Source organism: Streptococcus intermedius SK54 = ATCC 27335 (assembly GCF_000413475.1).
Classification (GTDB): domain Bacteria; phylum Bacillota; class Bacilli; order Lactobacillales; family Streptococcaceae; genus Streptococcus; species Streptococcus intermedius.
The window spans coordinates 200,388-214,324 of record NZ_ATFK01000004.1; the positions used below are offsets into that span (position 1 = coordinate 200,388).

General features: G+C 36.2%; 14 protein-coding genes and 1 pseudogene. 5 read left to right on the forward strand and 10 right to left on the reverse strand.

The window, feature by feature from the left end; genetic code table 11:
* Positions 1-191: 191 nt before the first annotated feature.
* Complete coding sequence (locus HMPREF1654_RS06415; protein ID WP_003076238.1) at positions 192-1,013, reverse strand: aminoglycoside 6-adenylyltransferase; 822 nt, start codon at positions 1,011-1,013, stop codon at positions 192-194.
* A gap of 175 nt (positions 1,014-1,188) precedes the next feature.
* The gene (gene parE, locus HMPREF1654_RS06420; protein WP_003076982.1) at positions 1,189-3,138 is read right to left on the reverse strand and encodes a DNA topoisomerase IV subunit B; all 1,950 of its coding nucleotides are present in this window, start codon (positions 3,136-3,138) and stop codon (positions 1,189-1,191) included.
* A 172-nt stretch (positions 3,139-3,310) separates the two neighbouring features.
* On the opposite strand from parE, the gene plsY reads away from it, so the two are divergent.
* Positions 3,311-3,958, forward strand: coding sequence for a glycerol-3-phosphate 1-O-acyltransferase PlsY (gene plsY, locus HMPREF1654_RS06425; protein WP_003076487.1), 648 nt, complete (start codon positions 3,311-3,313; stop codon positions 3,956-3,958).
* Positions 3,959-4,382: 424 nt separating this feature from the next.
* Here the strand turns inward: plsY and HMPREF1654_RS06430 are convergent, their stop codons facing one another.
* From HMPREF1654_RS06430 to HMPREF1654_RS06440, 3 genes are read right to left on the reverse strand one after another with little or no spacing between them, the layout of a single operon-like run.
* Entirely contained in the window at positions 4,383-5,000 is a 618-nt protein-coding gene (locus HMPREF1654_RS06430; protein ID WP_003076915.1) for a hypothetical protein, read from the reverse strand.
* A 47-nt stretch (positions 5,001-5,047) separates the two neighbouring features.
* Positions 5,048-5,515: a deoxycytidylate deaminase gene (locus HMPREF1654_RS06435; protein ID WP_003072787.1), complete on the reverse strand. Its 468-nt coding sequence runs from the start codon at positions 5,513-5,515 to the stop codon at positions 5,048-5,050.
* Positions 5,516-5,531: 16 nt separating this feature from the next.
* Positions 5,532-6,116, reverse strand: coding sequence for a TetR/AcrR family transcriptional regulator (locus HMPREF1654_RS06440; RefSeq protein WP_003072790.1), 585 nt, complete (start codon positions 6,114-6,116; stop codon positions 5,532-5,534).
* A gap of 132 nt (positions 6,117-6,248) precedes the next feature.
* Between HMPREF1654_RS06440 and HMPREF1654_RS06445 the strand changes: the two genes are divergently transcribed.
* A complete protein-coding gene (locus tag HMPREF1654_RS06445) occupies positions 6,249-7,094 on the forward strand; it encodes a DegV family protein (protein WP_003076474.1) in 846 nt (281 codons plus the stop codon).
* A gap of 255 nt (positions 7,095-7,349) precedes the next feature.
* Here HMPREF1654_RS06445 and HMPREF1654_RS06450 read toward each other — a convergent pair whose 3' ends face one another.
* From HMPREF1654_RS06450 to eno, 4 genes are all read right to left on the reverse strand, one after another.
* On the reverse strand, positions 7,350-8,081 hold the full coding sequence (locus HMPREF1654_RS06450; protein WP_003076635.1) for a DUF3307 domain-containing protein: 732 nt from the start codon (positions 8,079-8,081) through the stop codon (positions 7,350-7,352).
* Positions 8,074-8,751 (reverse strand): SatD family protein, encoded by a 678-nt coding sequence (locus tag HMPREF1654_RS06455; RefSeq protein ID WP_014829655.1) that lies wholly within the window; start codon positions 8,749-8,751, stop codon positions 8,074-8,076. Before HMPREF1654_RS06455 ends, HMPREF1654_RS06450 begins: the two co-directional genes overlap by 8 nt.
* Before the next feature lie 151 nt (positions 8,752-8,902).
* On the reverse strand, positions 8,903-9,646 hold the full coding sequence (locus tag HMPREF1654_RS06460; protein WP_003076461.1) for an NAD-dependent protein deacylase: 744 nt from the start codon (positions 9,644-9,646) through the stop codon (positions 8,903-8,905).
* 77 nt (positions 9,647-9,723) lie between these two features.
* Positions 9,724-11,028 carry a surface-displayed alpha-enolase gene (eno, locus tag HMPREF1654_RS06465; RefSeq protein ID WP_003068974.1) on the reverse strand — a complete coding sequence of 435 codons (1,305 nt, stop codon included), beginning with the start codon at positions 11,026-11,028 and terminating at the stop codon, positions 9,724-9,726.
* A 366-nt stretch (positions 11,029-11,394) separates the two neighbouring features.
* Between eno and HMPREF1654_RS06470 the strand changes: the two genes are divergently transcribed.
* From HMPREF1654_RS06470 to HMPREF1654_RS06480, 3 genes are all read left to right on the forward strand, one after another.
* Positions 11,395-11,937, forward strand: coding sequence for an LptM family lipoprotein (locus HMPREF1654_RS06470; protein WP_003076714.1), 543 nt, complete (start codon positions 11,395-11,397; stop codon positions 11,935-11,937).
* Between the two features lie 102 nt (positions 11,938-12,039).
* Positions 12,040-12,492, forward strand: a complete 453-nt coding sequence (locus HMPREF1654_RS06475) for a DUF1694 domain-containing protein (protein ID WP_003072810.1) — start codon at positions 12,040-12,042, stop codon at positions 12,490-12,492.
* Between the two features lie 11 nt (positions 12,493-12,503).
* Positions 12,504-12,827 carry a nuclear transport factor 2 family protein gene (locus HMPREF1654_RS06480; RefSeq protein ID WP_037589464.1) on the forward strand — a complete coding sequence of 108 codons (324 nt, stop codon included), beginning with the start codon at positions 12,504-12,506 and terminating at the stop codon, positions 12,825-12,827.
* Positions 12,828-12,912: 85 nt separating this feature from the next.
* Here the strand turns inward: HMPREF1654_RS06480 and HMPREF1654_RS06485 are convergent.
* Positions 12,913-13,663 (reverse strand): annotated as a pseudogene (locus tag HMPREF1654_RS06485) (PHP domain-containing protein).
* Positions 13,664-13,937: the final 274 nt, after the last annotated feature.

Genomic DNA, 13,937 nt, shown 5'->3' on the forward strand with positions numbered 1-13,937 from the left:
AAATTAATCCCGTGTTCAGTTACTAATAAGTAGCTAAACTATCCTTTCTGTAGTTTAAAATTAATTAGTAATAAGGAGTTTCCACACAGCATTTAGGGCGTGTTCAATTCCTTTCAAAGAAGGTTTTTTGATAATAATTGTCTGTGGTAGCCTGGTAGACCAGTAAATCTAAACTGTAAAAGCTAAGTTTTTTAGAAACTAAGCCTCTCTTCAGCATACTGAATCATTTTCTCTGCGGTTTCTTTGTCATAAGGGAAGCCAGTTTTAAGCGAGAAGCTTTGTGCTTCTTTGTGGAAGAAGTTCAATGTAGCCAAGAGAGATTTGGTGAGATTTTCTTGTCCAGAAAAGTCAAGCAAGGCTGTAAATTCTTTCTCTTTCTCAGCTGGCAAATACCGGAAGAGGTACTTGTAGTTCTTGCCAATATCAAGCGTCCCCTTATCTGCTGCTACCTGCCAAGCTAAAAGCTTGAGCAATTCTTGCTGGCAGATTCCATACAGATGATCCGTCGCATAGACAAGGTGGTTTCGATGAATACCCTTGACCACATAGGCTGACACCCACCAAAATTCATTGCAGGACTTATCAAAGTCAGTCGCACTAGCTGGAGCCGTCCAATAGCGCTTGGGTGTCGGTACATAAGGCTGAAAGAGTCCCTGCGGGTCATGTATCACCGTAAAATCCGCTTCACTATTCACCCATTCTTTTATGTGCTCCTTGGGACAGAGGGTCAAATCTATCCGATTGCCATCTTCAAAGAGCATGAGATAGAGGCGACGATGATCAAGTACGTTATGCTGCTCGATAGTGCGTTTGTCAAATTGGTCCAACCAAACAAGGTCAGTCACAAGATCATCTAAATTATCATTATCCACAATGTAGACCACATCATAGTCTTGAAACTCGTCCTTAGGGGCATTTGGATTTGTCCGTGAGCCAGACATGGCGACAGCGTCGACCTGTAGAGCTTCTGCGGTTTGCAAAATTAAATCTAACATTTCAGTTTCTGTTCTCATCGAAAGACCTACCTTTCACTAAAAAACATCAATCTTGTACAAATACAACCCTCACAACAATAAAAGATATCTACACATCTTTGATAAAGCTTCACTTGTGCAAACCATCTATCAGAATATTTAATAAAAGTATTGAATTTACTTGTTAAGATGTGACAATAACTGGGAGGTTGTCTCAAAATACCATCTCCCCACTCTCCTCCAGCGTAAACTTGACATTATCTTCAATCCATTTACGGCGAGGTGGGACTTTGTCTCCCATGAGGACATTGACGCGGCGCTCAGCACGGGCTAAGTCGTCAATGGTGACGCGAATGAGGGTTCTGTTTTCAGGATTCATCGTGGTTTCCCAGAGCTGATCAGCATTCATTTCTCCAAGCCCTTTGTAGCGCTGCAGCATGGCGCCTTTGCCAAATTTCTTACGCAAATCTTCTAACTCACCGTCTGTCCAAGCATATTCGACAACTTCATTTTTGCCTTTGCCTTTAGACATCTTATAAAGCGGTGGCAGAGCGATATAGACATGACCTGCTTCAACCAGTGGACGCATATAGCGGTAAAAGAAGGTCAGCAAGAGCGTCTGGATATGAGCACCATCCGTATCCGCATCAGTCATGATGATAATCTTGTCATAGTTTGCATCCTCGAGCGTAAATTCTGATCCAACACCCGCACCAATAGTGTAAATCATGGTGTTAATTTCTTCGTTTTTGAGAATATCTGCCATTTTAGCTTTTGCGGTATTGATGACCTTGCCGCGCAGAGGCAGAATTGCCTGAAACTTGCGGTCACGGCCCTGCTTGGCAGATCCGCCTGCAGAATCTCCTTCGACCAAATAGAGCTCATTCTTTGCTGGATTTTTAGACTGAGCTGGGGTCAATTTGCCAGAAAGTAATCCCTTATCTTTCTTGCTTTTCTTGCCATTTCTGCTTTCATCACGAGCTTTACGAGCAGCTTCTCTCGCATCACGAGCTTTGATTGCTTTGCGGATCAAATTAGAAGCCAATTCACCATTTTCCATCAAGAAGAAGGTCAACTTATCTGATACAACCGAATCCACTGCAGGTCGAGCCAGTGGACTTCCTAACTTGTCCTTAGTCTGTCCCTCAAACTGCAAATGCTCTTCCGGCACTAAGATCGAAAGGACAGCTGCTAGACCCTCACGATAGTCAGAGCCTTCCAGATTTTTATCCTTTTCTTTCAGCAATCCAGTCTTTCTCGCATATTCATTCATGACCTTGGTAATGGCGGACTTAAGTCCCGTCTCATGTGTTCCACCATCCTTAGTACGGACGTTATTAACAAAAGAAAGGATATTATCTGAATAACCGTCGTTATATTGGAGAGCAACCTCCACTTGAAAACCGGCGTCTTCCCCTTCGAAATACAGAACTGGTGTCAATGTTTCCTTATCTTCGTTTAGATAGGCAACAAAATCTTGTACTCCATTTTCATAATGAAAATCAACCGTTTCACCTGTTCGCTCGTCTGTCAGAGAAAGATGAACATTTTTCAATAGAAAGGCTGATTCATTGAGCCGTTCTGAAATAGTATTGTATTTAAAATCTGTCGTTGAGAAAATTGTGTCGTCTGGCATAAAGGTCACTTTGGTGCCTGTTTTTGATTTAGGTGCTTGACCAATTTTCTTTAAAGTCGTTACCGGCTTTCCACCATTTTCAAAACGTTGTTTATAAATTGTACCGTCACGTGTGATTTCAACTTCTAACCAACTAGACAGCGCATTGACAACAGATGAGCCGACCCCATGGAGTCCTCCGGACGTCTTGTAACCACCCTGACCGAACTTGCCCCCAGCATGGAGCACTGTAAAGATAACTTCCACTGTCGGAATTCCCATAGCGTGCATACCAACTGGCATTCCTCGACCGTGATCACTGACAGTTAAACTTCCGTCTTTGTTAATTGTTACATCAATCTTATCACCAAATCCAGACAGAGCTTCATCAACGGCATTGTCAACAATTTCCCAAACTAAATGGTGAAGCCCAGTAGCATCCGTTGACCCGATATACATGCCCGGACGCTTACGAACTGCATCCAATCCTTCTAATACTTGAATGGCATCGTCATTATAATTGTTAATATTGATTTCCTTTTTTACCACAAGGAACCTCCTGAATCATTCATCCTTTCTATCTTACAAGTTTTTAGTGAATTTTGCAAAGATTTTTAGAAATTATCGTATGAAAATCAGCAATTTTTCAGCCTAGACAAATTTTGTAAAATATTCTTCACCATTCCCCAATCAAAATTAAAATTCATGGTATAATAAAAACATGATGAAGATTGTTTTTACATTGATAGTAGCTTATTTGATTGGTTCAATCCCTGCCGGACTTTGGATTGGACAAGTATTTTACAAAAAAAATCTCCGTGAATATGGAAGTGGAAATACAGGGACAACCAATACCTTTCGTGTACTTGGAAAAAAAGCAGGAATTATCACCTTTGCTTTTGATTTTTTTAAAGGGACATTTGCGACTCTACTCCCTCTTTTTCTTCATATAAATGGAATTTCTCCACTTATTTTTGGCCTGTTAGCCGTACTTGGGCATACTTTCCCTATTTTCGCAGAATTTAAAGGTGGCAAAGCCGTTGCAACCAGCGCAGGTGTTATTCTTGGCTTCTCACCAACCTTTTTCACTTATTTAGCAGTCATTTTCTTCAGCTGCTTGTATCTGACCAGTATGATTTCTTTTTCTAGTGTGACGGCTGCTATTTCAGCTATTGTTGGAGTTACCATTTTTCCACTCTTCAGCTTTCTGTTACCACATTATGACACGCTCTTTACCATGATCGTGCTTGTACTAGCGCTCATCATTATCATTAGACACAAAGATAATATTCGGCGTATTCGGATAAAACAAGAAAACCTCATTCCTTTCGGATTAAATATCACAAAACAACAACCTAAAAACAAATAAAACGATTCACATAGGAGTCCAGCCCTACTACATTAGATTTTTGTAGATTTGCTAACAACACTTTATGCTAATGTAAAAAGTGTATGATGTCAAAATAAAAATGGAAGAAGCAACATTCTTTCATTTTTATTTATGCTTTGTGAATTTTTTTAAAACGAGACAATTCTAAAATTTCAACAACGAAACCAAGTAAACCAATGAAGAAAGCCTCTGTGCTAACCATTTCTAGCAAGTTCTTTTGGTTCAATTCTATTCGACTTCACTTGCTTAGAAGTCTGGTTTTGAAGTTTTTTTGTGTTGTGCAGTCGAGAGGACTCTACTTGTACAACAGGAGTTGCTGTTCAATAGGCGGTTCTAAAGAAAAATACTCTAACTTTTACATTAGAATATCTTATCTCGCAAACATTATAAAATTTTTATTTTGCTACTCTATCTGTGCCATCAAATCTTTTAAATCTGTCGCTCCAACCCTATCACCCGCTTCTTCAAAACATGTTAATGCTTGTTGAACATAAGACTTAGCCATGTTTATATCTTTCTTTGCTAACATTACCTCGGCCAAGGCGCGATAAGCGCAAGCATGATTGATTAAATCATCCGTCTGCAATGCTAAATTTAGTGTTGCCTGTAAAAGTTTTTCTGCAAGACAAATATTTCCAAGTTTGAACTGTAAATATCCTTGTTCGTACAAATTGACTGATTTCTTTAGTAGATCATCAGGGAAATGATCTGTAATAATTTCCGCTTCTACCATTATTAAATCATAGGCCTTCTGAAAATGTTCTTCTTCTCGTTCGACCATAGCTAGTTGATGTAAGCCTATGTGCTGTTCTTCTAGGTTCTTTTCAGACACAGCTTGAGCATAATAGTCTTTTAAGAATTGACGGGCTAACGCAAAATCTTTTTCTTCTAAAGCAATATATGCTTTTAAATTCAGTGTACTATAATTGTCTTGGTCTATTTGAGATACTAATTGCTTTGCAAGCTGATACTGCCCATCGAATAATGCTTGCCAAGCTTTTTGAAGTTGTTCTTCTGTCATACTTTCTTTCCTTTTATTATAGAGAATTAAATACTACACTCTAGGAATTATATTAAATCAGTTTCTGAGATTGCTTCCTTTACTTTTTCAATGGACAAATGCACCAACTCAACTTTCTTTTCTTTATATAAATAACGAGCGTAGTCATCCATACGGTATTGGTTGATATAAACCACTCGTTTGCAGCCTACCTGCAAGAGTTGTTTTGTACAATTAAGACAAGGGAAATGAGTGACATAAACAGTAAAACCTTTTGGGATTCCACGCTCTGCACCTTGTAAAATCGCATTCACTTCTGCATGTAAGGTTCTCACACAATGCCCATCAACCATCAAACATTCATGATCAATACAGTGCTCCGTTCCTGAAACAGAACCATTATATCCTGTTGAAATAACTTTGTTATCCTTTACAATAACCGCTCCTACACTTGCTCGCTTGCAGGTTGAACGATTAGCAATCAAGAGAGCTTGCGCTGCAAAATATTCATCCCAAGCCAATCTTTTTGTAACCATATTACACCTCATTGTCTTATTCATCACTCAATTTACCATTCTTTCGATGTGGAAAAAGCGGAAGTCCGAGCGATGCAATCTTCTCTGCCGGAACCCTCATACCGTCTTTAATCCATTTAATCAAAACAGAAACCACTGCCGAACTCCAAAAAGAATTCATGTACGTTGAAGCCTCTTTTCTGGAATAATTTTGTTGCTCTAACATATCAAACACAGCACTTGTCAACAGTTTTTCTAAATTGTAATCTATCGCTAGACTAACAATTCGAGCTTCTTTTTTGACTTCTTTAAACAAAAACAACCATACTTGATAAAGTTCTGTTCTCATATTAAATTGTTCCAATTTATCGGTAATCTTTTGCACTGTTCGTTGAAAAATTTCTTGTAAAATCTCTTCTTTTGAATCATAATTTCGATAAAAAGCTGCACGTGAAACGCCTGCCCTCTCTACTAATTCAGAAATAGTAATTTTGGTCAACTCTTTCTTTTCCAATAATTGCAATAAAGAAATCTCCAATGATTCTTTGGTAATTCGATTTGATTCCTGATTTGATATTTTTAAATTTTCTAAGGATTTTTTCGATATTTTACGTTCCGACATAACATTTTCTTTCTACATGTAACAACTGACTGTAAAGGCTTTCTAAGGCACAGATTTCATGATATAATTGTAAAAAAAGACAAAACTTTTGTCAATGTCTAACTAATTTACTGCCCAATAAAGGAGAATTTAATGACTTGGAAAATTGTAGCTGATTCAGGTTGTGATTATAGAACTATCGAAAATATTGCTGTTGACACCTTATTTGAAAGTGTTCCTTTGACCATTCAAGTAAATGATGAAATCTTTATAGATAATGCTCAGCTCAATATTGATGATATGATGGAAAAAATGTATGCCACTTCTTCTGCTTCAAAATCAGCCTGCCCTAGTCCAGATGACTACATGAAGGCTTTTGATGGCGCTTCAAATATTTTTGTAGTCACTATTACAGGAACCTTATCAGGAAGTCATAATAGCGCACAAGTGGCTAAAAAACTTTATCTAGAAGAACATCCTAATGTGAATATTCATATTATTGATACTCTTTCTGCAGGCGGCGAGAATGACTTGATCATCAAAAAACTGAATTTTCTTATTGATCAAGGTTTGAGTTATGAAGAAGTCGTGACAGAAATTACAGCCTATCAAACAAAAACAAAGTTACTTTTTGTTCTTACAAAAGTTGACAACTTAGTCAAAAATGGGCGACTAAGCAAATTAGTCGGAGCTGTTGTAGGATTACTTAACATCCGTATGGTCGGCGAAGCTAGCCAAGACGGGAAGCTAGAGTTACTTCAAAAGGCGCGTGGTGCAAAAAAATCACTCATTGCAGCTTTTGATGAACTCATAAAAGCGGGCTATGCAGGTGGCCAAATCATTATTGCTCATCGAAATAACCCTAAGTTTTGTCAGCAATTTTCCGAAATGGTGCGAGAAAAATTTCCTCAAGCTGTTATTGAAGTTATTCCAACTTCTGGCCTGTGCAGTTTTTACGCTGAGGAAAATGGTCTTCTCTTGGGCTATGAAATTCAATAATAGAACAAAAACGATTCATACAGATAACCTTGCCACTAACCTAATCATCTACAAACAAATATCAGCTGATCCAAATTGATGTCAGGAGCAAGACTATTTGGGAGACTGGACTGTCGACTTGTCTAAGATTGAAAAAAACAATCTGCTTTGTAATTATTGTCTGCAATCTCTGCATGATAGATTACTCAGTCAACCGCTTCGTCTTCAATTTCTTACACCTTCTACCTTTAAATTGGAAACTTTTGGCTTGTACTATTACAAATAGAGCAAGCCAAAAACAATTAGCACACTAATCATGCTAAAAAGCGAGCCGATAAGATAGTATTCTGCAAAGGATTGACTTTCAGAAATTTTATTATAACGTGCAATTGACTTAGCAGTAAAAACTAAGCCAACTGAAGCGAACTGTCCAAATATGAGAGATAGAGCCATAATATAACGTTCTAAAATCCCAATCATTGCTCCCGCACCTGCTATAGTATCTTGATTATCTCCTTTTGACTGATACCTACTGAAGAAAAGTTTAAATAAAATATTAATCGGTTTTCCAACTACTGCTAAAAATAAAAGCGTCTGAACTACTGCAGCACTATTTTTTAGCCAGAGTGGATTTATTTTGCTTGCTAATAAAACGTAAAAAAGAAACATACAAATTAGATGCAGTAATTGGTCAACAATAAAAACTTGTTTAGTCAATCTTTTTATTTCTATGAAAGTATTGAACTTGTATTTCAAGAAATCAATCACTGCATGACTAATCCAAACAGTAACAAAATATAAACTGTTTTTTGGAAAAAGAACACTCAACATTAGCAATGGAAGAAAAACAATGATTAGATGTAACATTAAATATGGTAATTTCCGACTTTTTAAGTCGGCTATTTTTTGACTCTGCCATTGAAAATCAGCTAAAACATGAGCTATCAACGTTAATAATAAGATTGGATTTTGCAAGAAGAAATCTGAAAATCCCCACAACTTAGACATGCCTACTCTCCTCCTTTGCTATCTCTTTTAATATCTGATTCATAGCAACTCGTTTATTTCTGAGATAAATTTTTAGACCACTTGCCTTGATACGTTTATTAAAAGCACTTGGAGTAATACCGAGCAATCTTGCTATTTCTTTATGCGAAAATGTTTCATCATATATATTTTCAGTCAGTAATTGTTTGAGTACATCATATTGAACTTCTGTCCACTTGGACTGAATAAAAGAACACGCAGCTAACATAGCATTGACAGTCCAGGTGACTTCTTCATCCGCCAAAAAAACTGAAATGTGATTGATGCCATAATCATTCTTGTCGTGGATATGATTAATGGCTTCTCTAGCCAACCAATATGCAGGACCATCAGAACCTATACTTTGTTCTTTATTGATTTCTGTAACCATTTCTCCAACACCAATACCGAATCGAATTTCATAAGGAGAAAATGCAACAGAAAGCTGATCTATGATTTGAAACATATAGGAATTCGGTGAGAACAAGGCTTGAAATTCATCTCCAGTTGTGACTGTAAAAGGGGAAATTAAATAGTCCTGATATTGCCAATTCAGCTCTTTCATCAATCGCAATAACTGCTGTTGTACCTGTGCTCGATCCTGTATTTTTTTTGATTCAATAATATCTCCAATAAGAGCAATATACATCATCTTTTCACTCCTTTTTGTCTATTATAATGGAAATTTTAAAAAATTTCCATTATAAAGGACATTTTCAGAAATTTCCATTATAAAGGACATTTTTTAAATTTTACTTTTTTTGAAAATACAGCTAAATGCCATACATTCACTGATTTTCGAATTAATTATCCGTTAATTTCCATACTTTACTGAGTACCTCACCAATCTTGCCCTCGATGATTAAGCTAGCTTGATTATCATGTACCACTTTACTTTTATTGATAATGACTAGCTGTCTTCCTTGAAAATACTGAACCAAACTAGCCGCAGGATAAACAACTAATGAAGTTCCACCAATAATGAGCAGATCTGCTCGACTAATAGCCTGAATTGCCTGATTAAAAACGGTCATATCCAGAGATTCCTCATAAAGAGTCACATCTGGCTTAACAATGTGGCCACAAGTCTCGCAATAAGGAATACTTCCAAACAATTTCAAAAAATCCTCTAAATCATAAAAACGATGACAATTGGTACAATAATTACGGTCTACACTACCATGTAGTTTCAATACATTTTTACTTCCTGCCATCTCGTGTAAACTATCAATATTTTGTGTGATAATCGCTTTGAGTTTTCCTACATTCTCTAAATGAGCTAAATAGATATGTGCTACATTTGGTTTAGCATCAGGATAAATGAGATATTTCTTGTAAAAATCAAAAAACTGCTTTGGATAATGTTCAAACATTGTATAGGAAACTAGTTGTTCTGCTGTGAAGTGTTGATTTAATTCAATATTGTAAATACCATTAGAACTACGAAAATCTGGAATGGCAGATTCGGTTGAAACACCTGCACCACCAAAAAATACTATATTTTGGCTATTTCGAATAATACGAGCAAGTTCTTCAATTTTATCCATATTATCCTCCTAAAATTTATCGACACAATAAAGAAAAAATCGACTAGTTTCACTAGCCGATTCGTATTATAACTGAATTATTTTGACAAGTTATAGAAAGATTTCAAACCACGATATTCAGCTACTTCACCAAGTTGGTCTTCGATACGAAGCAATTGGTTGTATTTAGCAATACGGTCTGTACGTGAAAGTGAACCAGTCTTAATTTGTCCTGCGTTAGTTGCGACTGCGATGTCAGCGATTGTTGAATCTTCAGTTTCACCTGAACGGTGTGATACAACGGCAGTGTAACCAGCTTCTTTCGCCATTTCAATAGCGTCGAATGTTTCAGTAAGGGTACCAATTTGGTTCACTTTGATAAGGATTGAGTTAGCACAAGCTTCATTGATACCTTTTTCAAGATATGAAGTATTTGTTACGAAGAAGTCATCACCAACAAGTTGTACTTTTTTACCAAGACGTTCAGTAAGCTTCTTCCAACCATCCCAGTCATTTTCATCCATACCATCTTCAATAGTGATAATTGGATATTTGTTCACCAATTCTTCAAGGTAGTCAATTTGTTCATCAGCTGTACGAACTGCAGCTCCTTCACCTTCGAATTTAGTGTAATCATAAACTTTACGTTCTTTGTCATAGAATTCTGATGATGCACAGTCGAATCCAAGGAATACATCTTTACCAGGAACATAACCAGCAGCTTCAATAGCAGCAAGAATTGTTTCTACACCATCTTCAGTTCCATCAAAACGAGGAGCAAATCCTCCTTCGTCACCAACAGCTGTTTCAAGACCACGAGATTTAAGGATTTTCTTAAGAGCATGGAAAATTTCAGCACCCCAACGAAGAGCTTCTTTGAATGTAGGTGCACCAGCAGGTACGATCATAAATTCTTGGAAAGCGATTGGAGCGTCAGAGTGAGAACCACCGTTGATGATGTTCATCATTGGAGTTGGAAGAACTTTAGTATTGAATCCGCCAAGGTAGCTATAAAGTGGAATTTCAAGGTAATCAGCAGCAGCACGTGCCACAGCAATAGATACACCAAGGATTGCATTTGCACCCAATTTACCTTTATTTGGAGTACCATCAAGTGCAATCATTGCACGGTCAATAGCTTGTTGATCGCGAACGTCATAACCAATAACTGCTTCAGCAATGATATTGTTTACGTTGTCAACAGCTTTTTGTGTACCAAGACCACCGTAACGAGATTTGTCACCATCACGAAGCTCAACTGCTTCGTGTTCACCAGTAGAAGCTCCAGATGGAACCATACCACGTCCGAAAGCACCTGATTCAGTATAAACTTCTACTTCAAGTGTTGGGTTACCGCGTGAGTCTAGGACTTCGCGAGCGTAAACATCAGTAATAATTGACATTTTTTACTCTCCTTTGAGTTATTTTATTTACATTCCTATGATACCTTAAAAATCAGGTTTTTTCAAGGAAAAATAGACATTCTAGTAAAAATAAATCAAGATATTTAAAGAAAACGATTACAATTTTAGTATGTAATTTACTTTAGTAATCATTATACTGAAAATAGCAAAAACTATCTCTTCACGAAATGTCACTGAGCATTTCCTAGCTTTCGTTTTAGACTTCAAATGTACAACCGGTTTATCGATTTTATAATATTTTGGTAATATATTTTACTTTTTTTGTGTCAACTCCAGTTTTTTCTTTAATTTTTTATTCTTTTTTGTTACTATGTTTAAAAATAAGAAAATTTTAGGAGGTTAAGAATGAAAAAGAAATTCTTACTTACTGCTATACTTACATCTGCCCTTCTATTAACGGCTTGTGGTCAAAAAAACAATTCAACAAGTCAGTCTTCTTCTACAACAGAGAAGACAACTTCTTCAAGTAAATCTTCTTCTACAGAAGAAAAAACAACTGAATCTTCTTCAAAAGAAAATACCGGCTTCCTTACTTACTCTGATGGTAGCAAAATTACTGTTAATGGTAAAGACTTCAAGCTGACTAACAGCAATGGAATGACCATTACCTATAATGATGATAAGAAGTCATATGCAATCCATGAAGCTAACGGCTCAACAATCACAAAGAATGGTGACGGTTCATATGCCATTGTTCTTGCTTCAGGTGACAACATTGCATTTAAATCTAACGGAACGTATGTCGTAACAACAGCAAGTGGTTCTATTAAAACAGGAAATGGAGCAGATGAGCTAAATAAGTATCTATCTGAAAAAGGACTTTCAACTATTTCAGACTATGATAAAAAAATCAGTGATATTTTAGAATTTATCAAAAAAAATAAATAATTTAGAGTCTTATCCTCTCGTTTCTTTTAGAAACGGGAGTTTTTAATCCCAGATGTAGATATCATCCTTTGAGAAACATTTCTTTTATGATACAATTTTATTATGACAGATATAAATAAAGTACTAATAGAAAAATCTCAAGGGGGGTTAACATTAAAACCTGATGAGCAAAGAAAGTTTTTAGAAACATTTGAGGAACGGGTCATTGCAGAATGTAGCATTGATGAAGCTAATAGTACCCTTATCCACAGCCACTTTAAAGAAATTTTGCAAAAAATTAGCTCAGACTATCAGCCTGTAACTGTGAAGATATCTCCTGCAGTCACTAGCCAATATCAAATTTTTTACTTAAAAATAGCAAAAGATCTTGGTTGTAAAGCAACAATTGTATCTAGCAACTGCCAGAATTCTCCATTTGGATTGGTTATTCATAGCGATCATCCAGTAGAGATTACCGAAAAAGAAATCCTTATCCAATTTTCTGAACTTTTCCAATCAGATTTACCCCAACAAGCAGAAAAGAAACCTTCTTTTTGGAAAAGATTGTTTCATTAAGGAGGTCACTAATAACAAATTTAGAAACATTAACCTTGTTCTTTCGAGCGGAAAATCAAAGAGATTGGAAAACTTACCAAAAATTTTTACATCCTAAAATCATCTGGGAATTGCATGAGCAAAAGGTTTCTGTTATTCGTGGAATAGAAGATTACCTTTCTAAGATTCAGCAAGCCTATCATCATAACACCATTCAATTTTCCTGTTTACATGCCTTTTCAACAGACGAAAATCGGATTGTTACTATTCTCAAAAATGATTTTGGTCAACTATCCTGTAATATTTTTGAGTTTGAAAATGGTTTAATTATCAGAGAATATGAATATTTGTTATGATATTTCCATGTCTGAGAACTAGTACACCTTGTAATCTAAAACAAATATAATCGGAGGTTAAGAACTTTTTGTTCTAACCTCTTTTTTATAGTAACATTCCTTCTTCTATGTCAAATTCCGTTAGGATTTGCTTAATGCGGTCGAAATTCAAGCGAAAATGTTCTAACGTATGGGCCATCAGAGCCCACAGAATACTTTGTTCCACCCAATTCTTTTACCAAAGATAGAGCATAGATATAAATATCTTCATAATAATAGAAATACATAGACTTGCAATTCAGTTTAAAAGTCAAGTTCTACTCTATCATTTTCTGAAAGAGGGCACGAAGTTGAGGTTCAAAGTTTTTCAGTTCTTCTACCGTCACATCAAACTTGCGAAAACCATAGTCAAAATGAGCCAAAACATGCGCTGGAATATTTTCAATAGCTTCTTCTAATTCTTTAAAGTAAATTGGAATAACTTTCATTTTGTCACATTGCAAAACAGGATCTTCTAAATAATTAAATTTCCCAGTGTGATGAACAGATAAAAGTTTCAAATCATAATTTTTATTTTCTAAGAAAGCTAAAATATCGTTCTTTCGTGGTCTATAATAGCCAATCTCAATTCCTTTTTTGATTCGATTTCCGTATTTCCGATTGAGAGCAGCTATTTTTCTGGAATAAGACTCATAATCAGGAATATCATCGTGAAGAGAGCCTGCATCATACGGATAGGGATTAGATAAATCCAGATGTTCAGTCGTCACGATTTCACCATCGTAATGTTCCAAATAATCTTTGAAATCAGCATCTGAATCGTAAGAAAAGTAAGTATGAAGATGATTATCGCGCACAATATTTTCCTCCTATCATTCCATAAAATTATACCAGAAACTTTAAAAAATGTCGTTTTTAGTTTCACCATCACTTTTTCATTCAACCACTCGTCTCAAAAAAAGCACAAAAATGAAACCTAAATTGAGACAATCGCAGTCAAAGCTCGTCTTTTCAGTCCTCACCCGTTTCTCAAACCATCTGTCGCCTCTGCTTGCTTTCAAATTCTAGTTGACAATTTCTTTTCCTTTATGGTAATTTTGAGAATAGGGGGAAATTTATGTTAGATCACTA

What these genes read in the sequence shown, in the direction of transcription:
- plsY (WP_003076487.1), top strand. Translation starts at nt 3,311, where the DNA reads ATGATGAAGATTGTTTTTACATTGATAGTAGCTTATTTGATTGGTTCA.
- HMPREF1654_RS06460 (WP_003076461.1), bottom strand. Translation starts at nt 9,646, where the DNA reads ATGGATAAAATTGAAGAACTTGCTCGTATTATTCGAAATAGCCAAAAT.
- HMPREF1654_RS06445 (WP_003076474.1), top strand. Translation starts at nt 6,249, where the DNA reads ATGACTTGGAAAATTGTAGCTGATTCAGGTTGTGATTATAGAACTATC.
- HMPREF1654_RS06415 (WP_003076238.1), bottom strand. Translation starts at nt 1,013, where the DNA reads ATGAGAACAGAAACTGAAATGTTAGATTTAATTTTGCAAACCGCAGAA.
- HMPREF1654_RS06450 (WP_003076635.1), bottom strand. Translation starts at nt 8,081, where the DNA reads ATGTCTAAGTTGTGGGGATTTTCAGATTTCTTCTTGCAAAATCCAATC.
- HMPREF1654_RS06435 (WP_003072787.1), bottom strand. Translation starts at nt 5,515, where the DNA reads ATGGTTACAAAAAGATTGGCTTGGGATGAATATTTTGCAGCGCAAGCT.
- HMPREF1654_RS06455 (WP_014829655.1), bottom strand. Translation starts at nt 8,751, where the DNA reads ATGATGTATATTGCTCTTATTGGAGATATTATTGAATCAAAAAAAATA.
- HMPREF1654_RS06430 (WP_003076915.1), bottom strand. Translation starts at nt 5,000, where the DNA reads ATGACAGAAGAACAACTTCAAAAAGCTTGGCAAGCATTATTCGATGGG.
- eno (WP_003068974.1), bottom strand. Translation starts at nt 11,028, where the DNA reads ATGTCAATTATTACTGATGTTTACGCTCGCGAAGTCCTAGACTCACGC.
- HMPREF1654_RS06470 (WP_003076714.1), top strand. Translation starts at nt 11,395, where the DNA reads ATGAAAAAGAAATTCTTACTTACTGCTATACTTACATCTGCCCTTCTA.
- HMPREF1654_RS06475 (WP_003072810.1), top strand. Translation starts at nt 12,040, where the DNA reads ATGACAGATATAAATAAAGTACTAATAGAAAAATCTCAAGGGGGGTTA.
- HMPREF1654_RS06440 (WP_003072790.1), bottom strand. Translation starts at nt 6,116, where the DNA reads ATGTCGGAACGTAAAATATCGAAAAAATCCTTAGAAAATTTAAAAATA.